Source organism: Rossellomorea aquimaris TF-12 (assembly GCF_001648555.1).
GTDB classification, from domain to species: Bacteria; Bacillota; Bacilli; order Bacillales; family Bacillaceae_B; genus Rossellomorea; species Rossellomorea aquimaris.
Map to the genome: position 1 here is coordinate 50,966 of NZ_LQXM01000028.1, position 23,763 is coordinate 74,728.

Annotated in this window: 25 protein-coding genes; 10 read left to right on the top strand and 15 right to left on the bottom strand. The window is 37.9% G+C overall.

Annotation, left to right across the window (positions count from 1 at the left end):
• Positions 1-86 precede the first annotated feature (86 nt).
• The 7 genes from IQI_RS11595 to IQI_RS11625 form a co-directional block, all read right to left on the bottom strand.
• Positions 87-1,547 (bottom strand): catalase, encoded by a 1,461-nt coding sequence (locus tag IQI_RS11595; RefSeq protein ID WP_064092807.1) that lies wholly within the window; start codon positions 1,545-1,547, stop codon positions 87-89.
• Between the two features lie 175 nt (positions 1,548-1,722).
• Positions 1,723-2,055 carry a DUF779 domain-containing protein gene (locus IQI_RS11600; protein ID WP_064092808.1) on the bottom strand — a complete coding sequence of 111 codons (333 nt, stop codon included), beginning with the start codon at positions 2,053-2,055 and terminating at the stop codon, positions 1,723-1,725.
• Between the two features lies 1 nt (position 2,056).
• Positions 2,057-3,577 (bottom strand): aldehyde dehydrogenase, encoded by a 1,521-nt coding sequence (gene adh, locus IQI_RS11605; RefSeq protein WP_064092809.1) that lies wholly within the window; start codon positions 3,575-3,577, stop codon positions 2,057-2,059.
• Between the two features lie 363 nt (positions 3,578-3,940).
• On the bottom strand, positions 3,941-4,510 hold the full coding sequence (locus IQI_RS11610; protein ID WP_064092810.1) for an MEDS domain-containing protein: 570 nt from the start codon (positions 4,508-4,510) through the stop codon (positions 3,941-3,943).
• 383 nt (positions 4,511-4,893) lie between these two features.
• Positions 4,894-5,310 (bottom strand): S1 domain-containing post-transcriptional regulator GSP13, encoded by a 417-nt coding sequence (yugI, locus tag IQI_RS11615; protein ID WP_044338107.1) that lies wholly within the window; start codon positions 5,308-5,310, stop codon positions 4,894-4,896.
• Positions 5,311-5,497: 187 nt separating this feature from the next.
• The gene (locus tag IQI_RS11620; RefSeq protein ID WP_064092811.1) at positions 5,498-7,159 is read right to left on the bottom strand and encodes a hypothetical protein; all 1,662 of its coding nucleotides are present in this window, start codon (positions 7,157-7,159) and stop codon (positions 5,498-5,500) included.
• Complete coding sequence (locus IQI_RS11625) at positions 7,152-7,709, bottom strand: RNA polymerase sigma factor (protein ID WP_064092812.1); 558 nt, start codon at positions 7,707-7,709, stop codon at positions 7,152-7,154. Before IQI_RS11625 ends, IQI_RS11620 begins: the two co-directional genes overlap by 8 nt.
• Positions 7,710-8,018: 309 nt before the next feature.
• On the opposite strand from IQI_RS11625, the gene qoxA reads away from it, so the two are divergent.
• The 4 genes from qoxA to qoxD are packed head-to-tail and all read left to right on the top strand — an operon-like array spanning position 8,019 to position 11,854.
• Positions 8,019-8,912 carry a cytochrome aa3 quinol oxidase subunit II gene (gene qoxA / locus IQI_RS11630; protein ID WP_064092813.1) on the top strand — a complete coding sequence of 298 codons (894 nt, stop codon included), beginning with the start codon at positions 8,019-8,021 and terminating at the stop codon, positions 8,910-8,912.
• Between the two features lie 18 nt (positions 8,913-8,930).
• Positions 8,931-10,862 (top strand): cytochrome aa3 quinol oxidase subunit I, encoded by a 1,932-nt coding sequence (gene qoxB, locus IQI_RS11635; protein WP_064092814.1) that lies wholly within the window; start codon positions 8,931-8,933, stop codon positions 10,860-10,862.
• 16 nt (positions 10,863-10,878) lie between these two features.
• Positions 10,879-11,496, top strand: coding sequence for a cytochrome aa3 quinol oxidase subunit III (gene qoxC, locus IQI_RS11640; RefSeq protein ID WP_064092815.1), 618 nt, complete (start codon positions 10,879-10,881; stop codon positions 11,494-11,496).
• Positions 11,489-11,854: a cytochrome aa3 quinol oxidase subunit IV gene (gene qoxD / locus IQI_RS11645; RefSeq protein WP_064092816.1), complete on the top strand. Its 366-nt coding sequence runs from the start codon at positions 11,489-11,491 to the stop codon at positions 11,852-11,854. The genes qoxC and qoxD overlap by 8 nt, the downstream gene beginning before the upstream one ends.
• Positions 11,855-11,973: 119 nt before the next feature.
• Here qoxD and IQI_RS11650 read toward each other — a convergent pair whose 3' ends face one another.
• The gene (locus IQI_RS11650) at positions 11,974-12,258 is read right to left on the bottom strand and encodes a spore morphogenesis/germination protein YwcE (protein ID WP_064092817.1); all 285 of its coding nucleotides are present in this window, start codon (positions 12,256-12,258) and stop codon (positions 11,974-11,976) included.
• 329 nt (positions 12,259-12,587) lie between these two features.
• Between IQI_RS11650 and IQI_RS11655 the strand changes: the two genes are divergently transcribed.
• Together IQI_RS11655 and IQI_RS11660 are read left to right on the top strand one after the other, a co-directional pair.
• Positions 12,588-13,916, top strand: coding sequence for a sodium-dependent transporter (locus tag IQI_RS11655; protein ID WP_064092818.1), 1,329 nt, complete (start codon positions 12,588-12,590; stop codon positions 13,914-13,916).
• 436 nt (positions 13,917-14,352) lie between these two features.
• Positions 14,353-14,715, top strand: coding sequence for a helix-turn-helix domain-containing protein (locus tag IQI_RS11660; protein WP_064092819.1), 363 nt, complete (start codon positions 14,353-14,355; stop codon positions 14,713-14,715).
• Between the two features lie 191 nt (positions 14,716-14,906).
• Here the strand turns inward: IQI_RS11660 and IQI_RS11665 are convergent, their stop codons facing one another.
• Positions 14,907-16,079, bottom strand: coding sequence for an aminotransferase (locus IQI_RS11665; RefSeq protein WP_064092820.1), 1,173 nt, complete (start codon positions 16,077-16,079; stop codon positions 14,907-14,909).
• The gene (locus IQI_RS11670) at positions 16,076-16,576 is read right to left on the bottom strand and encodes an Lrp/AsnC family transcriptional regulator (RefSeq protein WP_064092821.1); all 501 of its coding nucleotides are present in this window, start codon (positions 16,574-16,576) and stop codon (positions 16,076-16,078) included. The genes IQI_RS11665 and IQI_RS11670 overlap by 4 nt, the downstream gene beginning before the upstream one ends.
• Before the next feature lie 166 nt (positions 16,577-16,742).
• Here IQI_RS11670 and IQI_RS11675 point away from each other — a divergent pair, with 166 nt between their 5' ends.
• The gene (locus IQI_RS11675) at positions 16,743-17,651 is read left to right on the top strand and encodes an alpha/beta fold hydrolase (RefSeq protein ID WP_064092822.1); all 909 of its coding nucleotides are present in this window, start codon (positions 16,743-16,745) and stop codon (positions 17,649-17,651) included.
• Here IQI_RS11675 and IQI_RS11680 read toward each other — a convergent pair.
• Positions 17,635-17,907 carry a DUF1871 family protein gene (locus IQI_RS11680; RefSeq protein WP_064092823.1) on the bottom strand — a complete coding sequence of 91 codons (273 nt, stop codon included), beginning with the start codon at positions 17,905-17,907 and terminating at the stop codon, positions 17,635-17,637. The genes IQI_RS11675 and IQI_RS11680 overlap by 17 nt on opposite strands.
• A 77-nt stretch (positions 17,908-17,984) precedes the next feature.
• Here IQI_RS11680 and IQI_RS11685 point away from each other — a divergent pair, with 77 nt between their 5' ends.
• Complete coding sequence (locus IQI_RS11685) at positions 17,985-19,166, top strand: MalY/PatB family protein (RefSeq protein WP_156509889.1); 1,182 nt, start codon at positions 17,985-17,987, stop codon at positions 19,164-19,166.
• A 119-nt stretch (positions 19,167-19,285) separates the two neighbouring features.
• On the opposite strand, the gene IQI_RS11690 is transcribed toward IQI_RS11685, so the two are convergent.
• From IQI_RS11690 to IQI_RS11700, 3 genes are all read right to left on the bottom strand, one after another.
• Complete coding sequence (locus IQI_RS11690; RefSeq protein WP_064092825.1) at positions 19,286-19,825, bottom strand: superoxide dismutase family protein; 540 nt, start codon at positions 19,823-19,825, stop codon at positions 19,286-19,288.
• A 119-nt stretch (positions 19,826-19,944) separates the two neighbouring features.
• Positions 19,945-20,142: a hypothetical protein gene (locus IQI_RS11695; protein ID WP_064092826.1), complete on the bottom strand. Its 198-nt coding sequence runs from the start codon at positions 20,140-20,142 to the stop codon at positions 19,945-19,947.
• A 222-nt stretch (positions 20,143-20,364) separates the two neighbouring features.
• Positions 20,365-21,111: a peptidylprolyl isomerase gene (locus IQI_RS11700; protein WP_082892682.1), complete on the bottom strand. Its 747-nt coding sequence runs from the start codon at positions 21,109-21,111 to the stop codon at positions 20,365-20,367.
• Positions 21,112-21,207: 96 nt separating this feature from the next.
• Here IQI_RS11700 and IQI_RS11705 point away from each other — a divergent pair, with 96 nt between their 5' ends.
• Entirely contained in the window at positions 21,208-21,606 is a 399-nt protein-coding gene (locus IQI_RS11705) for a kinase-associated lipoprotein B (protein ID WP_064092827.1), read from the top strand.
• 51 nt (positions 21,607-21,657) lie between these two features.
• Here IQI_RS11705 and kapD read toward each other — a convergent pair whose 3' ends face one another.
• On the bottom strand, positions 21,658-22,278 hold the full coding sequence (gene kapD / locus IQI_RS11710) for a 3'-5' exonuclease KapD (protein WP_064092828.1): 621 nt from the start codon (positions 22,276-22,278) through the stop codon (positions 21,658-21,660).
• A 268-nt stretch (positions 22,279-22,546) separates the two neighbouring features.
• Between kapD and IQI_RS11715 the strand changes: the two genes are divergently transcribed.
• A complete protein-coding gene (locus IQI_RS11715) occupies positions 22,547-23,761 on the top strand; it encodes an MFS transporter (RefSeq protein WP_082892713.1) in 1,215 nt (404 codons plus the stop codon).
• Positions 23,762-23,763 lie beyond the last annotated feature (2 nt).

Here is a 23,763-nt window from a genome sequence, read left to right on the forward strand (position 1 = left end):
CCCTTCTTTTGGTGAAGAAGGGGCTCTTTTAGTGGATTGGCACTATGCTAATTTCTCTTTTGAGGTTAAGTCTAGTCCTTATTGAATTATTGAAGATGTTGTAAATAAGGTGCTAAATCTACCCCAATTTTCTCTGCTAACGCTTTACCAAGCTCCTCATCTGCTTGATAGAAATTACAAATAGCACGCAAGGCAATTTTTTCATTAATCGTTGATAATTCGCCTGATATGTTTTTAATTATTTGCCCTTTCACTTCGTCAGAGTAGCCCCGATAAATGCGACCGGCTTGTGCAAAATCATCAGCCTTTGATATTTTTTGTCTTCCTCTTTTACCTGTCATTGGCTGATTGACATCTAAATACCCTTCTACTTCCTTCGGTGTTTCATCAAAGCTATTTGGCTCATAATTCACAGAGCTTGTTTGTTGCTTGAATGGCATATGTCCGTCCCTCTGGTTATTGTTTACCTGTGCGAATGGACAATTGATTGGAAGCTGTAAATAATTTGCCCCGATTCGATAGCGTTGTGTATCAGAATAGGAGAATAGTCTGCCTTGTAATAATTTATCTTCAGATGGAAGCATTCCATTTACGAGCACTCCTGGATTAAAACCTGCTGATTCTGTTTCGGCAAAGATATTTTCTGGATTTTCATTTAAAATCATCGTTCCCACAAAATGCGAAGAGATCTCTTCTTCTGGCCAATCTTTCGTTGCATCAAGTGGATCAAAGTCAAAAGAATCCATATCCATTGGATCAAGAACTTGAACGTATAAATCCCATTCTGGATACTCTCCATTTTCAATGCTTTCATATAAATCACGGCTTGCATGATTGAAATCCTGCCCCTGGATTTCAGCAGCTTTTTCTGCCGATAGACTTTCAATACCTTGTTTAGGCTTCCAGCGTAGCTTTACATATACGGTATTTCCTGCTGCATTCACCCATTTGTAGGCATGTACACTCGATCCACGCATCTGACGATAGTTTGCTGGAATTCCTTCATCAGTAAATAAATGAAGAAGCATATTGGTGGATTCTGGCGTCAAGGACATGAAATCCCAATATCTTTCTGGTTCTTGAATGTTCGTCTGCGGATTCGGTTTTAAGGAGTGAACCATATCTGGAAATTTCATCGCATCTCGAATGAAGAATACAGGTAGATTATTCCCTACAAAATCCCAATTTCCCTCTTCCGTATAAAATTTAACGGCGAATCCACGTGGATCTCGTAACGTTTCAGGAGAGTGCTGCCCATGAACAACCGTTGAAAAGCGTGCAAATACCGGAGTTTCCTTTCCAGCATCCTGTAGGAATCCAGCCTTTGTATATTTTCTCATACTGTTTTTTGTAATAAAAACTCCGTGTGCACCAGCACCTCTTGCATGAACAACTCTCTCTGGAACGCGTTCACGATCAAAGTGAGCTAGTTTTTCAATTAATTGATAATCTTCAAGTAACGTAGGACCTCTTTCACCAGCTGTAATTGAATTTTGATTATCTCCAATAGGAGTCCCTTGATTTGTGGTCAACTTTTTATTGTTCATATTCCAACACCCTTCCAGATTATAATGATTATTAAGTAATTATAGTTTTATTTTAATCATTTATTTTCCAAAGTCAATATTAAATTATAATCATTATAAAAAAGGAATCACTAAAAAAAGACAACTTATAAAAATAAGTTGTCTTTAAAAAGATTAGAAGAGTAGAACTTTAATTCTATGACTTTATCAATTTGGAATCGGTAATAAACCTTACTTCTTCAGTAGACTCCAAAGAGAATACGCCACCTCTTCCCTTTTTTACATCCAATATGATCTTGAAGTGCTTCCAATACTCATATTGCTGTTCATTCATATAGAAAGGACAATCGGCCACAGTACCCACTAACACATCACTGTCACCAATGATTAAATCATCTTGACTTAAACACATGGGAGAACTGCCATCACAACATCCTCCAGATTGATGAAAAAGAAGAGCACCATGCTTACTCTTAAGTTTTTCAATCAATAGGAGAGCTTGTTCTGTTGCCTCTAGTCGATTTTCCATTTTAGAAGAATCCTAACGCTTTAGGGCTGTAGCTCACTAGTAGATTCTTCGTTTGTTGATAGTGTGATAGCATCATCTTGTGATTTTCACGTCCGATACCAGACATTTTGTAGCCACCAAATGCCGCATGTGCAGGATATTGGTGGTAGCAGTTTGTCCATACACGTCCTGCTTGAATCTCTCTTCCAAAACGGTATGCCGTGTTCATATCACGTGTCCAAACTCCCGCTCCAAGTCCGTAAAGCGTGTCATTAGCAATTTCTAATGCTTCTTCCTTTGTCTTGAATGTTGTAACAGAAACTACAGGTCCAAAAATCTCTTCTTGGAAGATTCGCATTTTATTATTGCCTTTGAAAACAGTCGGTTTCACATAGTAACCTGTCTCATGATCACCATCTAATGTATTCTGCTCTCCACCAATTAGAAGTTCTGCTCCTTCTTCTTTACCAATTTCAATGTAAGAAAGAATTTTGTCTAATTGCTCTTGAGAGGCTTGAGCTCCAAGCATAGTATCCGTATCTAACGGGTTTCCTTGTTTGATTTGTTTTACACGCTCAATCGCTCTTTCCATGAATTTATCATAGATAGACTCTTGAATGAGTGCTCGTGAAGGGCATGTACAAACTTCCCCTTGGTTAAGGGCAAACATAACGAAGCCTTCTACTGCTTTATCTAGGAAATCATCATCTTCGTTCATTACATCTTCAAAGAAGATATTTGGTGATTTACCACCAAGCTCTAGCGTTACTGGGATAATATTTTGTGAAGCATATTGCATAATTAAACGGCCAGTAGTCGTTTCTCCAGTGAAAGCAACTTTGCCTATACGCTTGCTTTGAGCTAATGGTTTACCTGCTTCAACACCGAAGCCTTGAACAACATTTAGCACTCCTTTTGGCAGAAGGTCTTGGATAAGCTCAACAAGTACCATTATAGATGCTGGCGTTTGTTCTGCTGGTTTTAAAATAACACAGTTTCCTGCTGCTAATGCAGGTGCAAGCTTCCATGTTGCCATTAAGATTGGGAAGTTCCAAGGAATGATTTGTCCCACCACTCCAATTGGTTCATGGAAATGATATGATACCGTATCTTCATCAAGCTCACCAAGAGATCCTTCTTGAGCTCGGATACATCCAGCGAAGTAACGGAAATGATCCACTGCTAATGGTAGATCTGCCGCTAATGTTTCACGAACAGGCTTTCCGTTATCCCATGTTTCAGCAACTGCAAGCATTTCCAGGTTTTCTTCAATGCGATCAGCAATTTTGTTTAAAATAGTAGATCTTTCAGTAACTGATGTTTTGCCCCATGCATCTTTTGCAGCATGTGCAGCATCTAATGCTTTTTCAACGTCTTCCTTATTAGAACGAGCAATTTTTGTGAAGACCTTTCCTGTAACAGGTGATACGTTCTCAAAGTACTCACCACTTGCTGGTGCTACGAATTCACCACCAATAAAGTTATCGTATTTTTCTTTAAACTGTACTAAAGATCCTTCTGTATTCGGATTATTATAAAGCATTCAAGGTCCTCCCAATTATATGTATTGTAAAGCGCTTACATTTTTATTATATTCCAAAACAGATGTACGGACAAGTTATTTGTTTAAAAATTTTTTATTTTTAGTTAATTACAGGTAAATGTTATTTCGCAATAATTAATATGTTCCTTTTTCATCTCCATATTATAGAGCGAGTTAATGTAATTGAAATTTTATCTTTCGTTCTTGTATTTTTATTTTAAAAGGCTCTCTTCTTATAGATTGTGGCTATTACTTTCAACCTAGATTTTTAAATTGTAGGATTTTCATTAGAAGCTAATTCTAAAAATATTTTTCCAATATAAAAACCTTAAACATCTGTTAAGGATGTTTAAGGTTCAGGATTTATTTTACCTCTTGGGGTTTGTACGAATTGGATTCAATGATATCGTTATCTGTCATAATATGAGGATGATTATTCCTTAAGGAAGCTTTTAAATCAGCGGGCATTTTTTCAGAGTCATAGGCGCATACGACATCCATATTGTACTTATGCATTACTATATCTGTTTCGTTTTCAAACCATTCGACGATATGAGTGGGATTTTCAAGACTTCCCCATTCCACATGTGTCCAAGTACGAAAGGAGATATCGTTCTCTAAATATGGAGCGATGTTTTTTTTAAGTTCTTCAAAAATAGCAGGGGGATGATAACTTCCACTAGATTGATAGAATTCAAAATTACTAACAGCTTCTATCTTTTCTAATTGTTCTTCTGATAATTGTTTATTCAACTGTGTAAATATCAAGTCCAAATTTCTTTCATTTTCAATAATAACAACTGAATCCCCTGACTCAATTCCATCAGTGACATAGGCTACAACATTCATCAAATATAGCTCTTGGCTTTCATAAGGGTATAAAATATGAGTGCAATTCTTTTCTCTTAACATATGATTAAATGTTTCTTTCATGTGGTTTCCCCCCTCTTCACTTTTCCTTCGATTCTTTCATAAAATAAGCTCTATTTTATCAACCTTTGTTTCAGAATAATTGTGCAAATATTGCACTGTAAAACGGCGCTTGATTATATTGCATTCAGTGCTCACTTCATGGGAACGGACAGTTAAGCCTCCTCGTTTCACTAAAGGGGTTGCCTAGTCTTTTTCCCATGGAGTCCCGCACATTCCCCTACATTTCATCAAGAGTTTCTGTTTACAGAGCAAAATGAAAATTCTGTCTTAAAGCACCTTTTTTTAGATATCGGCTTAAATTAATACATTCAATAAAATAGAACAAAAACCCTGTTTTTCTTGCAAAAAAAGACCACCCGTCTTGGGAGGTCCTTTATATACTATTACTTCTTGATTAGATCTTCACGCTCTGATTGCTCGATCCACTCTTCAAGCTTGTCTTTAAGAGTGTTAAAGCCAGCTGGAGTTGTTTCTTCGTTCGCTTGCTTCACACTTCCTTGACCTTGACGGCGAGGTTTTTTCGCTGCGGCTGGTTTTGCTTGAGGTGCTGCTGGAGCTTCTTCAGTAGCACGGATTGAAAGGCTGATTTTACCAGCTGCTTCGTCCACTGATAAAACTTTAACCTTTACTTCGTCACCTACTGAAAGGTGCTCACTTACGTCTTTAACAAAGCCGTGAGTAATTTCAGAGATATGAACTAATCCTTGAGTTTCTTCGTCAAGTGCAACAAACGCACCATATGGTTGAATGCCTGTAACTTTACCTGTTACAACAGTTCCTGTTTCGAATTTTGTAGTCATGGTAACACTCCTAGTATATATATTATTTTTCCTTTTACACGCAATTTTAGATTATATCATAGTATCTAGGATTCGGCAAAAGGTTTTCTTAACTGGATTAAGGTGTACTCTCTTGATTCCCAGGTCTTTTTATCTAAAATCACCATCTCACTAGTTATGCTTCCCAATAACTAAAATTCTTAAAACATTAGTAAGCTTCGGTGTATAATACCTTCCATGCTTGATCTTCTCTCATAAAATGAATGTTAGCAAAGTCGCCGTTAGCATAATGAAGGTTTACTCCAATCACTTCGTCTGACTCCCCGTCATACATATATGACATTCCATCAATTCCCTCTATGATATATAAAGGTTCTTTCCTGTTTTGATTTTTCATTTTAAACATTTCTTCATCTACGCTTAAGCTTTCCTTGGCATATAGTTCATATTCAGAATCCAAATCCTCTACACTTAAAGTAAACAAATAGAGTCTCGCTACATCAAAAATTGAAAGGTCTTCCAGGATCCCGACTCTATGCGATTGAGAAAAACGATTATAGATATCCATCAGTTTTTCATCTGAATGTAACGGAGACATGTTATAGTCCATTTCTTCTGGAGAATTACTTTCTAACTCTGAAGATACGATAGCCGGTGTGTGTTGAACCCAATTTTCTGGTTTCTTAAAATCCAATTCTTTTAACTCACTGTAAACTTTCTTCAGATCTCCAGTGGTTTGATAATGAGGGTATTTTTCCATTACATACTTATATGCTTTTTTAACCTCTGGTTTTAATTTGTTTTCTTTTGTAAAAATAGAGTTGCTTACCCCTCCATTTACAATGAAATAATAATGATGGTCGAATTGAAGCTTCACTTCTTCCTGGAAGCGAGAATTTTTCGGAAGTTCTTTTAATATTCTTTCATACTGCATGAGCCTTTCCATCGCATCTTCCCAGGATACATTAAATTCACCGTCTTCTATGATAGGATTTAAACTTGCATTTATATATAATTTATATGGATTTGGAAGGAACTTTTCGTCAACAAACATATTAAAGTACACGTAATCCAAGGACGTATTTAGTTGATCCTCATCCATGTCATACGTTAACTTCACTCCGTTGTTATTTATTCCTCCGTTGATTATCCAGAAACGTCCATAATCGTTACTACTCATATCATTAAATTTATTCATATTTAGCTTGCCATTTTCTATATGCTTTTTCCAAAGATTCTTATTTCCCTCTAAAATTTCTTCATAAAGCGGGAATATATCTCTTTGTTTTTCAATAAAATCTCGTGTCCATTGCTCTGCTTCATCTTGATTTAATGGTGTTTTCATGTTTTTCATCATAACGCTTGGAATTGTAAGGGTTTCATTTATTCGATCTTTTGCGCTTTTGGCCATTCGGATTTTTGTGTTGACTGACATATTACTTTTTGGCAGGCTCGTAATATACGTCAAGTCCTGTTGTGCTTCTTTTGCCATACTTGTTTTGCTAAACACCGCTTCTGAAAAACCCAATCCCTCCATAGCTTGAATCTTTCGAATATCGTATAACCCCTTCGCTTCTTTAATCTCTTGCAACAGTTCTGTTTGAATATCATTCATCATTTGAGACTGATTTCCATTCTTTGTAGTGAGATCCGGGTCCTCAAGGGTAAGTTGAAGAACAAGTACTGTACCAATTAATAGGACCCCTATAAAGCTTGCTACATATGGCCAATGAATGAAAGGGCGCTTTTTTTTCGGTGGTTGTTCTTCTTTAATGGCCTTTATGATCGTTGTTGCATCTGATTTAGCAGGTATTTTTTTATAAGATTTATTTAATAATTCCATCCTTTTTTCGAACATTTTATCATCCATTAATGGTCCCCTCCCTTTCTTCAGCAGCTTCCAGCAGTTTCTTTAACAGGCTTTTCCCTCTTAATATTCTTGTTTTAATGGTGGACAGGTTTAAAGAAAGAATATCTGCAATCTCTTCATACTTCTTTTCATGAAAATAAAATAATATGATCGGCACTTGATATTTTTCATCTAATTTCTGCAGACAGTCATGGAGAATTTTGTCTTCTTCTTCTCTAAGAACATTATCGACGGGGGGGGGATATCCATCTGTTGCCTCTTTCATCACCTTTTGAATTCGTCGGTAATGTTGATTTTCTTTTCGTTTGAAATCCCGTGATACATTTAAGGTTATTTTATAAAGCCAGGTTGTGAACTTTGCGTGAGAGAATCCATCTATAAATCGATATACCCGTATAAAAACTTCCTGACAAATATCTTGCATATCATCTGCTTCATTCCCCATCTGATAAGCAAACCGTTCCACAATGGGAGAATATTGCTGAATTAATTTTCTATAAGCATCAAGGTCTCCATCTTTTGCTTGTTGAATTAACAAGGTCTCTTCCACTTTCCCTAAGCACTCCTTCCTGTTTATGAAAGTATTTATATATGTAACGTAACAATAATGGGATTTGTTTCATTTTCTCATAAAATATCCCAGGGGTGTTTTCTTTCTAATAAAAGTGTTTTCATATCCATTTCAGCCGATTCATTCCAATATAGTGACGACTTCTTGAATGGATGATGACAATTTGGTGATAATCTTTTGACACTTGTTTTTCAAAAGATTGTACAGGGTATCATTCTGTTACGATAACTAGGCATTTCCTATTTAAACGCATTTAAACTTCTTAAATATTAAAGGTAGGTGAATACATTGAGAAAAATTAGTAAGCCACTACTACTCTTATTTCTTATGACATTAACGTCCTTATTAAGTGGGTGTAGTGAATTAACCGTACTTGACCCTAAAGGTCCTGTGGCAGAGCAGCAGAAGAACCTTATTTTATTGTCCATTGGATTTATGCTCTTTATTGTGGCTGTGGTCTTCGTGCTCTTCTCAATTATTATCGTGAAGTATCGAGAACGGAAAGACTACGACGGATATGAACCGCCCCACCATGAAGGTAATCTTTGGCTGGAATTGGTGTGGACAATCATTCCGATTATTATTGTTGTGGCTTTATCCATCCCGACAGTTAAAACGATATATGCTCTTGAAGATGCTCCAGCAGAAACTTCACATAAGGATCCTGTCGTGATTCATGCAACCTCAGTCGAGTGGAAATGGATTTTCAGCTATCCTGAGCAAAACATTGAAACGGTTAACCACTTAGTCATTCCTGAAGATCGTCCAATTTTATTTAAATTGACTTCAGCTGACTCTATGGCTGCGTTCTGGGTTCCTCAGCTCGGTGGTCAGGAATACAATATGGCTGGTATGCAGACTGAGCTATTTCTTCAAGCAGATCATATCGGAACCTATCAAGGTAGAAATGCAAATTTTAATGGAGAGGGCTTTACTCATCAAACTTTTGAAGTGAAAGCAGAAACCCAGGAAGACTTTGATCAATGGGTGAAAGAAACTCAAAGCTCAGCTCCAGAATTAACAAAAGATCACTACGATCATCTCTTACTTAAAGGACACACAAACACTGAGACTTTCTCTTCTACTCACTTAAAATGGGTTGATCACTCGAAAAATAAAAATTCGGATTACGCTGAAAAAGTGAGAAAACAGTTAGATGAGAAAGCAGAAGAAACTCAATAGAGAGGAGGAAACCACATTATGAAATGGGATGAATTTTTTGTCACCGGCGATCCACTGATTTATGGAGCCGATGTTTCAATTATTTTAACTACTATTGCCATTGTCGCTAGTCTTACCTACTTCAAGAAATGGAAGTGGCTTTGGACAAACTGGCTAACAACGGTTGATCATAAACGTCTAGGAATCATGTATATTATCGCAGCTGTACTTATGCTCTTCCGTGGAGGCGTAGACGCCTTGCTTATGAGAGCACAGCTTACGGTACCCGATTCGAAATTTCTAGAATCGCAGCATTACAATGAAATTTTCACAACTCATGGAACCATCATGATTATCTTTATGGCTATGCCCTTCCTGATTGGATTAATGAACGTAGTCGTTCCTCTTCAAATAGGTGCAAGAGACGTTGCCTATCCTTACTTGAATGCCCTAAGCTTTTGGACATTCTTCTTTGGAGCTATGCTATTTAATATTTCCTTTATTATTGGTGGCTCTCCAGCAGCTGGTTGGACCAGCTACATGCCTCTGGCAGGAAACGAGGCCAGCCCTGGTCCTGGACAGAATTACTATTTACTCGGGTTACAGATAGCAGGTATCGGAACCTTAATGACGGGAATTAACTTCTTTGTAACAATTTTGAAGATGAGAACCAAAGGTATGACGTTATTAAGAATGCCAATGTTTACTTGGTCGACGTTAATCACCAGTATCATTATTATTTTTGCATTCCCAGTGTTAACAGTCGCATTAGCACTAATGTCATTTGACCGTTTATTCGGATCTCATTTCTTCACATTAGCTGAAGGCGGCATGCCGATGCTTTGGGCGAACTTATTCTGGATTTGGGGACACCCTGAAGTATATATTGTTATACTTCCAGCATTCGGTATATTCTCTGAGATTATCAGTACGTTTGCGAGAAAAGTATTATTTGGATACAAAGCGATGGTCATTTCAATGGTAGCCATTGCTGGTTTAAGCTTTGTTGTGTGGGTTCATCACTTCTTTACAATGGGAGCCGGAGCAGCTGTAAACTCCTTCTTCTCCATTACGACCATGGCCATTGCCATACCTACGGGTGTGAAGATTTTCAACTGGTTGTTCACCCTTTATAAAGGAAGGATAAAATTTACGACACCAATGCTCTGGTCCCTCGCTTTTATTCCGAACTTTGTTATCGGTGGAGTAACAGGTGTCATGCTGGCAATGGCAGCAGCCGATTATCAGTATCACAATACGTATTTCCTTGTGGCTCACTTTCACTATGTTCTAATCTCAGGAACAGTATTTGCGTGCTTTGCAGGATTTTACTATTGGTACCCAAAAATGTTTGGTCACAAGCTGAATGAAACATTAGGCAAAATTTCATTCTGGTTATTTGTTGTTGGGTTTAACGTTTGTTTCTTCCCGATGTACTTCCTGGGCTTAGCTGGAATGCCTCGAAGAGTTTACACATATGGAGAAGCTGACGGATGGTTCAGCCTAAACGTTGTCGCTTCCATTGGCGGTGTACTAATGGGACTTGGATTCTTAGTGATGGTGTACAGCATCTATTACAGTTTCCGATACGCGAAGCGTGAAACTACAGGAGATGCCTGGAATGGACGTACCCTTGAATGGGCTACTCACACACCAGTCCCTCACTACAATTTTGCTATCGTACCTGAGGTGTCAGAACTTGATGCTTTCTGGGAAATGAAAAAAGAAGGTAGAACGAAACCATCTGAATCATACAAACCTATTCATATGCCAAGCAATTCCGGCAGACCTATTATCATGTCTGTATTCTTCTTTGTTAGTGGATTCGGTTTAGTATTCCAATGGTGGTGGATGGGAATCGCAGGCTTAATCGGCGTATTGGCTTGTTTAGGTCTTCGCTCCTTTGAATATGACAATGGATTCTATGTATCCGTTGAAGAAATAAACGAAACAGAACAACAAAAAAGGTAAAGGAGGTCTTAGCAAAATGGAAATGAGTCAAAAAAATTCAACATCTCCTCTGGAGTATCAATCTGAAACTGGTAGATTAAATATTCTTGGATTCTGGATTTTCCTAGGTGCTGAGATCGCTCTCTTTGCTACCCTATTCGGTACTTATTTCGCCCTTACCGGTAGAACGGCAAACGGTCCTTTACCTGGAGAATTATTTGAATTAAAAGGTGTTCTAATCGAAACCTTCTTGCTGCTTACTTCAAGTTTCACTTGTGGCTTAGCAATCCATGAAATGCGGAATGGAAATCAAAAAGGATTAATGATTTGGATGATTACTACCTTACTGATGGGTGTATCTTTCCTTGGATTTGAAATAACAGAATTTGTTCATTATGTTCATGAAGGAGCATCCCTGTCATCGAGTGCTTTCTGGTCCGCTTTCTTTGTACTCGTTGGAACACATGGAGCCCATGTAACTTTAGGTGTCTTCTGGATTTCTTTTGTATTAATTCAAGTAAGAAAACGTGGACTTACCCCTATCACATCAAGCAAGGTTTTTATTACAAGCTTATATTGGCATTTTCTTGATGTGGTTTGGATTTTCATTTTCACTGGAGTTTATTTAATAGGGATGGTGATGCATAATGGCTAATAGTCATAGCAAGTTCCCTTGGTCACATATTGTCGGATTCGCTTTGTCTATTGTTCTTACCCTTATAGCATTGTGGGTGGCTTTATCCAGTGGATTTAGTACAGATACAATTATCATCATAATCGTCGGCCTTGCCATTATTCAAGCAAGCATTCAGCTCCTCATGTTTATGCATATTAGAGAGAGTGAAGATGGTAAATATCAAACAGCTACCATGCTTTACGCAGCCTTTATTGCCGTTGCTGTTGTAGCAGGTACTATTTGGGTAATGTCCTTTGGAATGGACTATATGGACATGGATAATATGGGAGAAACGGATTCTCACGACACTCATATGGAACATGACATGAATGAATAGTTGAAGATTTCCATCCCCCCTTAAAGTTAATTCTTTACGGGGGGTGTTTTTTAATCTTGTCGCTAAAGATAAAAAAGACTGAGTACAAGGTAATGAATCCCCCTGTACTCAGTCTTTTTTTATTTTGTTGTTGAAATCATACGTTTTTCTCTTTCTTTGCGAATAAATGGTGCTGCGTACAGCCAAAAAGCTGCAAGATGAGCAAAGGCAAAGTTTGCAATAAACAAACTCCAAAGGGTTATATGCCCCCATCCTCCGAGCTCAGGTACCGCTACATAATAGATAAACGCAAACCATAACGCTATAACAAATGGAATATGTAACATAGCCCATTTACGATGTTCTACCCATAAAAACAGAGGAGTTGCCGTTGCAATAAATAAGTAAACAATGAAAACATCCATATTCTTTCCTCCTATTAATATAGTAAACGCTTTCAATTGTGACTAAAAAAAGAATTCTTTGTGAACGTTTTGTTACAGTTAGTATACTACAACAAGGGAAATTTTCCAGCCTAATTTAACTCTACCTTTAGAATTTAGGTCTATCGTAATGAAATGAGAAAATTTGTATCATACTAATGAAGGAGATGAAAATCTTCACTTCTAAAATGGAGAATTAACTTACATTTAAAACCATTTTAAATATATATTGAAAATTTGAAAATCATATGTACACACCATTTAAAACATAGTAGTATTAAAAAATCTTATTTTTTTGAAAGGGGATTTTTATGGCAAAAAGAGAGCAATGGACATCAAAACTTGGATTTATACTTGCAGCCGCTGGTTCAGCTATTGGACTAGGTGCCATTTGGAAATTCCCATACATGGCAGGAGCAAATGGTGGAGGAGTATTCTTCCTTTTATTCATATTATTTACTGTTCTAATTGGAACACCTATTCTTTTAGCTGAATTTGTTATAGGAAGAAAGGCTGGGGCAGATGCTGTCACATCATATAAGAAACTGGCTCCTAACTCGAAATGGCACTGGATTGGATACCTGGGAACCATTGTCTCATTTATTATTCTTTCTTTTTACAGTGTTGTTGGAGGATGGATTCTATCCTACCTAGCAAGAAGCCTTACAGGCTCACTAACAGGGAAGACACAAGAACAGTACGGGGCACTATTCGATAGTATCATTGCAAACCCCTGGGAAGTACTGATTGCACAATTTGTGTTTATTGTCCTCACCATTTTAGTGGTTCAGGGTGGGATTCAAAAAGGGATTGAACGGGCAAGTCGTTATATGATGCCTTCATTATTTATACTATTTATTATTTTAGTCGTTCGCTCCCTTACCCTAGACGGTGCCATGGAGGGTGTTCGATTTTTACTTCTTCCTGACTGGAGCTATCTAACTGGAGAAACAGCTTTACTTGCCTTGGGACAAGCTTTCTTCGCTCTAAGTGTTGGACTTTCCGTCATGGTGACGTATGCATCCTATCTTCCAAAAGAGGATAGCATGCCACGATCCGCCATTAGTGTTTCCGCATTAAATATCTTTATATCCTTGTTGGCAGGACTTGTTATTTTTCCATCGGTTTATGCCCTCGGTTTTGAACCTGATGAAGGTCCCGGTATCGCATTTGTTGTTTTACCAGCTGTATTTAATGAAATCGCCTTTGGTGGTATCTTTCTTGTTGTCTTTCTTATTTTGCTTTTGTTCGCTACCTTAACATCAGCCTTTTCCATTCTTGAAATTGGTGTAGCCGCACTGGCTAAAGGAAATAAGAAAAGACGTATGCCATTTACTTGGATGGTGGGGATACTTGTGTTCATCGCTGGTATTCCAAGTGCATTATCATTTGGAGTTTTTAATGACTTTTTGATATATGGTAAAAACTTTTTTGATTTTGCCGATTATATGACAAGTAATTTCGGTTTACCAATTGGAGCATTTTTAATCAGTATTTTTGTGTCCTATCGAATGAAGCGTGATGATGTATGGAGCGAACTTAAATCTGGTTCATCCATATCAACTGGACTATTCAACTTTTGGATCTTCCTCCTTCGATATGTTGTTCCTATTGCGATTCTGATTGTGTTTCTTACCTAAAGAACTTTTTTAAAGAAGAGGTCCATCCCGGGCCTCTTCTTTTTAGTTTTTTTCACAAAGCTGTTTTCGCAAGCTTTGCCTTAATGAGAGCAAAATTTTTAAAATGCGAAGAATATCTATTTTTTGGCAAAAGGATCATAAAATTTGAAAGTGACTCATATATCACAATTTCGGCTCATAAATTCCCAAAAGCGGCTCATATATCTTAAAAGTGGACTCAAAAAGAGTGAAAACCGGCGCATAAGATGGGAGGAAGTGATAATTGAAGGTGTAGATCTTTAATAATCCACATAAAAACCGTTTGAACTAGCAAACATCTTTACGAAACAGCTTATTTTTTAACATTTTGTTCACTAAGTGGAGGGCTATTTTTTTCCATATCGTGATAAACTAAAAGTATAAAGATAGATGGTATATTAATTGGGAGGGATTTAGGATGTCTTTCTTTGGTGAAAATTTAAAGCGAGTTCGGGAAGAACGAAAGATTACTCAAAAGGATCTGGCCTTAAGAGCAAGACTTGGTACAAGAACGATTGAGAAATATGAAGCGAATGAGCAAATTCCTGATACACAAACGATTTTAAAACTGTCGACGGTACTTGACATTCCGGCTTCCGAGCTCTTAGAACGTGAAATGCTGGATCATCATCCTACAGGAGTAGATGCTGAAATGGAGCAACTCATCCAAGAATTAGGTCCCAAACGTACCAAGCTAATCCTTCGTAAAGCAAAAGAAATTTCTGAAGAAGACTTTTTACGAGTCATGCAAATGCTGTATGAATTAAAATATGAGGAATAATCATTAAACTACCTTATGGGTATATAACAAAAAAATAAAAAAATATGTATATAATCTTTTAAAGAGGGTCATACTGAAAATAAGCTTTCTAAGTATTCCCCCTTTTGTTTTCATTTGTTGGACGATGAGTAATCGTCCTATTTTTTTTGACCAAAAAAGAACGAGACACAAATACTGTGCCTCGTTCCTTTTTATTGATGATTTTCAACAAATCTCTTAATTCTTTTTACAGCTTCTTGGAGTTGTTCCATTGAAGAAGCATATGAACATCGTACATAGCCTTCTCCACTTTTACCAAAAACATTTCCAGGAACGACAGCCACTTTCTCTTCTAGGAGCAGTTTCTCTGCAAATTGTTCTGAAGATAGACCTGTTTTCTTTATGGATGGAAAGGCATAAAAAGCTCCACCAGGAGTATGACAAGTCAACCCTAATTCATTTAAGGAGTCCACAAAATAATGTCGACGGTGTCGATAGCTTCGCTTCATCTCCATTACTTCATCAATTCCTTTATCTAAGGCCTCAACTGCTGCATATTGTGCAGGTGTAGAAGCACACATCATGGCATATTGATGGATTTTTAGCAGGGGCAGGGCGATTTCTTTTGGAGCACAAATATATCCTAACCGCCAACCAGTCATGGCAAACCCTTTAGAAAAGCCATTAATCACTATCGTTCTCTCTCTCATACCCTCTAAAGAAGCTATGGAGACATGTTGATGGTCATAGGCTAACTCAGAGTATATTTCATCGGATAAAACCACTAAATCATGTTCACGAATTACCTCAGCTAGCTTCTCCAGATCCTCTCTTTCCAGAACCGTCCCTGTGGGATTATTCGGTGAACAAAGAAGCACCGCCTTGGTTCGACTCGTAATAGCTTCCTTTAATTCCGATGCCATCACCTTGAAATCATTTTCCGCTTTGGTTTCTACCGTTACAGGCGTTCCTCCTGCAAGTTCAACTAGTGGAACATAGGAAACAAAGCTTGGTTCAACGACAATCACTTCGTCTCCCGGGTCTACAATAGCTCTCAAACCTATGTCGAGGGCTTGACTTGCCCCAACCGTTACGATGATTTCCTCTTTAGGATCGTAGGTAACATGATAGCCTTCACTCATATAGGTGGCGATTTTCTCCCTTAGCTCTAACAAACCTGCATTCGCTGTATAGGAGGTATACCCTTGTTCCAATGAAAGAATCGCTGCTTCTCGAACAGTCCAAGATGTAGTGAAATCAGGTTCTCCAACCCCTAAAGAAATGACACCTTCCATATTGGCTGCCAAGTCAAAAAACTTACGTATACCTGAAGGTTTTATTTGTTCTACTGATTTTGCTATATAAGAAGATGTTTTCGTTGTCATGGTGACACCACAATTCGTTTATCTTCTCCATGGTCACCGAAAATAGTGCCATCATGCTTATATTTTTTTAACTGAAAATGAGTGGTTGTTGATAAAACGGAATCCAAGGTTGAGAGCTTCTCGGATACAAATTTCGCTACTTCATTCATGGAACGACCTCCAACCGTAACAGAAAGGTCGTAGGCACCTGACATCAGGTACACACTTTTCACTTCTTTGTAGCGATAAATACGGTGAGCAACCTCATCAAAACCTACACCACGTTTAGGTGCAACCTTAACATCAATCATGGCTGTAACACCTTCGTGACCTTCAACTTTCGACCAATCGATAATGGTACTGTAGCGAACCAGAATATTTTCCTTTTCAAGCTTTGCAATTGCATCGTCAATTTCTTCAGTAGAAGCCTGAAGCATCTTCCCTAAGTTCTCAGATGAAATTCGCGCATCTTTTTGTAAAATCCTTAATAAATCAAGCTCTAACTCTCTAAGTTGCATTCTAATCCTCCTCATAGCCTCTAAATGGTTTCATTATATCAGAAGTCTATGCAAATGATATAGGTATAAATAAGTCTCTCCGCCATCAAAAACTTTTATATCCAGGTGTTAATTTACTCTATGGGGGTAAAATACCTTTAAGTGAATTCTAGAGGAGTGACGAAACATGCAAGATCAGGATTTTTCGAAAATGGTACAAGTTAATGGGGCTAACGTCTATTTTGAATACCATCAACACCCAACAGCAACTGAAACCTTCGTCCTGCTTCATGGTTTTCTCTCATCAACCTTTAGCTTTAGGCGATTAACGCCTCTTCTAAAAGAAAATTATAATGTCATCTCCATTGACTTACCTCCCTTTGGGAATAGTGAAAAGAACAATTCATTCAGATATTCATATGATAATTTAGCCAATACGGTTATTGCTTTATTAGACCATTTAAATGTAAGCAATATCCATCTAACAGGTCATTCAATGGGAGGTCAAATTGCATTAAATGTCATGAAAAAAGAGCCTTCATTAGTCGAGAAGGGGATTCTCCTTTGTAGTTCCGGCTATCTTAAGAGGATGAAATGGCCTGTAACGCTTTTAAGCTATGTCCCTTTTTTCCACCTGTATGTAAAGCTGTGGCTCACTCGTTCAGGTGTAAGAAATAATCTTGAAAATGTCGTTCATAACGCAAATTTAATTGATGACGAGATGATGTTTGGATATCTCAAACCATTTCTTGAGGATGATATCTTTAAAGCATTAACGAGGATGATTCGAGACCGTGAAGGAGATTTAAGTACACAAGATTTAAGGAATATCGATACACCCTGCCTCCTTTTATGGGGAGAGCATGATAAAGTGGTTCCCCTTACGACTGGACATAGACTCAAAGAAGATATTCCGAACTCGAAATTGGTTGTGTTGGAGGAAACAGGTCATCTTGTACCTGAAGAAAAGCCAGTGGAAGTTCTCCATCACATTAGAAATTTTGTACGTCTCGATGCAGAAGAGTTTGCTGATTCCAAGCGAAAGGAATCTCCATACAAAAAAGGACTTTCCCAAACGCTCATTTCTGAAACGTAAGGGGAATGTCCCTTATTCTATATTGAGCAAGAAGCAGCTTATACGAAATGGGACAATCCTCCATAGGAATCCACTCTTCGAATAAAAATTCATAAATACCATAAATTTCTTTTGATAATACATTGGGATTATCCAGATCATGAACAGCACCAATGACTTCGGCAATTTCTGTATCATAGCCTTCTTTGCCAATGAAAAAGAAATCCCACTCTTTTAATGTGTTTACCAGTGTTTCATTTGTTTCTCTCCTATTCATCTGTATCATCTGTACTTCAAGAATAAACCTTAAACAAACAATTTCATCTTTGAGGATGAAATCCTAACATAAAAATCATGGAAGGGGGCTCACTATTGAATCATTTCGAAGGAGTTATCAATCGAAAAGGTACATCATCGGTAAAGTGGGATTTAACGAAAACCGTGTTCGGAAAAGAAGATGTCCTTCCTATGTGGGTAGCTGATATGGACTTTAAGCCTCCTCAAGAGGTGCTGAACGCACTTCAGGATAGACTTCAGCATGGAATCTTTGGTTATACCTTTGTTGGAGATGCTACAGCCGATTCTATTACCCAATGGCTTAAAAAGCGCCATCATTGGCTAGTGAACAAGGAGTGGCTTCTATATAGCCCTGGTGTTGTACCATCCATTTCTACTATTATTCAGGCCCTTACTGACCCTGGTGATATGGTGTTGGTTCAGTCTCCTGTTTATACACCTTTTTTTAGCCTGGTAGAAGACAACGAAAGGATGATTGAGAATGCACCATTAGTTTATCAAGACGGGGCTTATACGATTGACTTTGAAGCGTTTGAACAGTCTCTTAAAAAGGGGGTGAAGCTCTTCTTATTGTGTAATCCTCATAATCCAAGCGGTCGGGTATGGACTCAAGATGAGTTGATGAAAATAGGAGAGCTATGCAATCAATACAATGTAGTAATCGTTTCAGATGAAATTCACTGTGACCTTGTCTACGAATCTCATAAGCATATCCCCATCGCCTCTCTTGACGAGAAGTTTGCGGAACAGACCATTACTTGCATAGCTCCAAGCAAAACCTTCAACCTTGCTGGTCTGCAGGCGTCAGCCATGATTGTCAAAAATGCAGAAACGCGTGAAAAGATTGCCAATGTGCATAAAAAACAAGGCTTCTTCACCTTGAGCACATTTGGGATTGTTGGCATGGAAGCAGCCTATCGGCAAGGGGAGCCTTGGCTAAAAGACATTTTGATTTATTTAAAAGAAAATGTAAAAATATCAAAAGAATTTATTCAAAAACATCTTCCAGAGCTACACGTAGTCGAACCTGAAGGAACATACCTACTGTGGATTGACTGCCAAAAACTTGGACTTTCAGAAAAAGAATTAACCCGTCGCCTCTTAGACAAAGGAAAACTCGCCCTTGAGCCCGGCTCAAAATACGGACCCGGCGGAGAAGGCTTCGTCCGAATGAACATCGCATGCCCAAGAGAACTCTTACAAGACGGACTCCAACGATTACACCGGGCATTACACTAAAAAAAGGAGAGCAATCACTGCTCTCCTTTTTTTGTTTGAGGGACGGACCTTAAATTTGTATCTACACTCCATTTATCCGTATTTTCTATATTTCATCTACCAAAATTCGACACACACTACTACTTCTTCTTTTTCTCCTTCGCAATCTCAGCACAAGCAATTCGCTGACCACTATCACCAGAAGGTTGACTCATCCCGTCATCCACGCCTTCATGAATCACCAGCGATGTTCCGTCTTTTGTAAAAAGCGATGTGTGCCCTTTTGACAAAGTAACGAGTGGATCCATTAACTTTACTTTTACGGAGCCATCATCATTCACAATGATATTCGGAAGATCGCCTCCATGAGCACCTTCTGGATGGAGGAGTCCGTGCATTTTATCATCTGGGTTAAAGTGATTTCCCGCTGAAACAAAATCCGGTCGTTCACATTTTCCTTTTTCATGAAAATGGATGGCATGCTCCCCTGGCGGTAAGCCTTCTAAATCGAGATCTACTTCTACTCCGTCCGCTTTCTCTTGAAGAACGACAATTCCTAAGGAGTCTCCCACATCATTTTTCATATCAAGATTGATTTTTTTCGGATTTTCGATTGCACAAGCTCCTAAGAAAGCTATGAGAACGACGGCCATATATAGTAGTATTGTTCTTTTCTCCATTTTGTCATTCCTCCAAATGTACATACTCTTTTTCCATTCTTGACGATGAAGAAGAAAAGTATTCCTTTTGAGGAATCAAAAAAGTACGCCTCTGTTAGTAGAAGCGTACTTGCATACATCTATTCCTTATTTCGCCTATTCACTTCTTCTTCCATTTCCTTTGTTTTTAATTCTTCTCGTTTTGACACTTTTTTAATTAAACGAAAGGTAAGAAAGGCAGCTATCAAGAATATTGCCATGGTAATGCTGGCTGGAATGTATTCGGATTTGTCTTCTGGAAAGTATAAAAATAGATTTAATACAAATAAAGAAAGCATAATTAGCTCCTTTCAAAAAAACTCTGTTTCCATTATAGCAAGACAAAAATGCAGAGACCAACTTCTAATATAGATGATTTATAACAATTTATTGAACACCTCATCAGCATTCATATGAGATTCTTAAGACTCGACAATTTCCGAGGAAATATGAGTGTTCTCTACCTATGAGCAAAAAAAGAGCTATAAACTAAAAATTGGTTTACAGCTCTCTCATAACGATTATTTTTTAACAGTTATTTTTTCAATCACGACTTCTTCATTTGGAAGGTCGTTTTCCCCAACTTCCAAATGAGCAATTTTGTCTACGATATCCATTCCTTCGATTACTTGTCCAAATACAGTATGCTTGAAATCAAGCCAAGGTGTACCACCGTTTTTCAAGTATGCTTCCGTAACCTCTTCCGGATATCCTGCTTCTTTTAATTTTTCTTCAAATGCAGGGTTCATTTCACTATTTTGAACAATAAAAAATTGACTGCCGTTACTATCTGGCCGACCAGGATTCGCCATGGATAGAGCTCCACGAAGATTGAATAATTCTCTTGAAAATTCATCCTCAAAAGGCTCGCCATAGATGCTTTCTCCACCTGTTCCTGTTCCGTTAGGATCTCCACCTTGAATCATAAAATCTTTAATCACTCGATGAAATTTAACCCCATCATAATATCCATTCTCGCTATGAGTAATGAAATTTTCTACTGTTTTTGGAGCTTGTTCAGGGAATAATTTAATCGTAATTGTCCCCATATTCGTTTGCATTTCTACGACTTTTTCATTTTCTAACACTTCTTTTGTGAGTTGTGGATACGTCATTGTGTCTTCTCCCTTTCCTACTTCGTCATTGTTTTTTTCTTCTGTTTTTTTGGGCATATCTTTGTTTTCACTAGCATTGTCCTTTTCTGTTTGTCCACATGCTGCCAACATTAAACCTACGACACACAGGATCAATATCATTAAACGTTTCATCTATGTACCTCCACATGTTACTTTAATAATAGTCTATTTATTATTTCCTTTGTCTTTTATTATAATAGTTAGAGAGGAAATAGAGGAGGTTTTTTTATGAAAAACATACATATTGGTGATTATGTCACCGCATTTTATAAAACAGGAAAATATATTGGTGAGGTAACGGGAGAACGACCAGGGGCTTATGTTGTTAAGATACATGCAGTGTTAAAGCATCCTCGTCAAGGGGACTTGCATAACCCTAATCTTGTAGATGTTCCATTATTTCATGAACGGAAAGCCCTAGCCTATCGTGAACAAGCAAATATGCCTGAGAAAATGGTCAAACCATATGAAGGTGAAATCCCTGAATACAACAATACGCTGGTCACCTCCTTTCAAGAACTAAGGAATGAGCTACAAGCTGACTCATCTCCCTATGCACTCAAAAGTCTAGACACTCTCCAATCCGTACAACGTGAATACGAACTAATGTATGGACTAACTTTTTGATTACAGGAAGAGGGACGGACCTTCATTTATGAAGGTCCGTCCCTCTTCCTACTATGCTAGTAAATTGTAAAGTTTACTCAGGTCTATTCGGTCGCCGATGGTTGTGGGTTCGGCTTTGTCTAGGTACTTTTTGTCTTGTTCCACTAGATTGTATATATGCTGAGTGGTGATGGCATCATCTAATGCTTTGTGATGCTTTCCAACACCTTCTCTTCCATATTCTTGTACTGCTTTCCAAAGTCCCGTTTGATTTTGATCACCAAAGAAACGTTTGTACTCCATAGACAAATCAACAAATTGGGCTTGAAAAGGAAAAGGAACCCTAGCTTGAGAACAATTATCCCGTAACACTTTCATATCCATGTTCCCCCACGTTACCACCTTTTCAATGCCTCTTTCGTTTAATCCATTAAAATAGTCCATTAACCTTTGAAAGGATATCCCTTCATCTACTTTCTCTTGAGAGATGGATAAGAAGCGTTTGCAACGATGTGTTAACCTGGGAAATGCAGTAGGCTTTACATAAGATGAGAAAGTATCTGTCACTTGGCCATTTTCTACAACCACTACTCCAGCTTCTATAATTTCAGGAAAAAAACCTCTGGGGACTTTATGACGTTCCGGCATAGAAAACTCAAAATCTATAAAAACAATCTGCTTTGCTTTCACCACTAACCCTCCTCACCTTTTGGTCGTTATGACCCCTTTTTATATTTTAAAAGGATACTATTTTCTTAAAATTACGCCCTCAAAAAAACTGGTTCTGAAAGCGAAAGTCTCCACACTTCTTATTCTTATATTATATCATGTTCTACCTAACAATTATGACTAAATCCATGTTTTTTAAGCATGATTAATTGTAAGTTATTGGACTATCCTATCATTCTTTAATAGAATGAATATTTAGGTATACGAAATAATTTATTAGAAGGTGTTTACCATTTCAATAGAAAAAAAGAATCTAACCATTATGCTCATAGCCAATTTCTTAGTAGCAGCAAGTGCGACAATGGTTTTACCTTTTTTGTCTCTTTATATAGAGACCTTTGGCTCTTTTAGTCATGAATATGTACAACGATGGTCTGGGTTTGTTTTCGGAATTACTTTTCTAACGGCTTTTTTCATCTCTCCTTTATGGGGCCGCATAGGTGATCGGTATGGGTACAAGCCCATTTTGCTCATCACAGGTTATGGAATAGCCTTATCGATCTTTTTTATGGGATTTATGAACTCTGTTTGGGGACTATTTTTCCTTCGAATGATCATGGGAGCTGTGACAGGATTTATCCCTACTTCTATGGCGCTTATTTCTGCTCAGACTCCTAAAAAGGAAGCTGGAAGAACATTAGGAACTCTCCAAATGGGAACAGTATCTGGCGGTTTATTCGGTCCTGTCATTGGTGGGCTTTTAGCTGATAATGTAGGGTTTTCCTATACATTTATTTTCACCTCCATTGCAATTGCTACGGCGGCAACCTTCGTTTTGTTTGGAATTAATGAACAACGTAATCAGGAACAGAAAGACAGGAGAAATCATTATACTCGTAAACAAGTGTTGCAGCATATTTTCGAACACAAATTGCTGGTGACTGTTATACTCCTTTCTTTTCTTATTCAAGTAGCAAATTTCAGCATTCAACCTCTTCTTGCTTTGTATGTAGATGAGCTCACTTCTTCTACAAACCTTGCCTTTTTAGCTGGAATTGCCTTTTCTGCAACTGGATTTGGAAATTTATTAGCTACTCGTCAATGGGGAAAGCTTGGAGATGACATAGGATATGAGAAAGTGCTTTCAATCCTTCTTGTCTTAGCATCCATTTTTATTATTCCTCAAGCCCTCGCTGAAGAACTTTGGCAGCTTGTGCTATTTCGTTTCTTATTTGGGATTGCCATTGGTGGGATGATTCCTTGTGTGACAGCTTATATTCGTCAAGAAGCGCCCCTTCGTATGCAGGGTGAGGTTCTTGGATATAATCAAAGCTTTCGATTTCTAGGAAATGTTGTTGGGCCGGCATTTGGAGGGATTGTATCAGGATATATCGGCATTTCTTCTGTTTTCTATGTAACAGGTGCTTTATTCTTAGGCGCATTTGGATTATTATGGTGGAGTATAAGACATTCTGAATCGAGCCGCCATGTGAATCAAGATTACTAGAA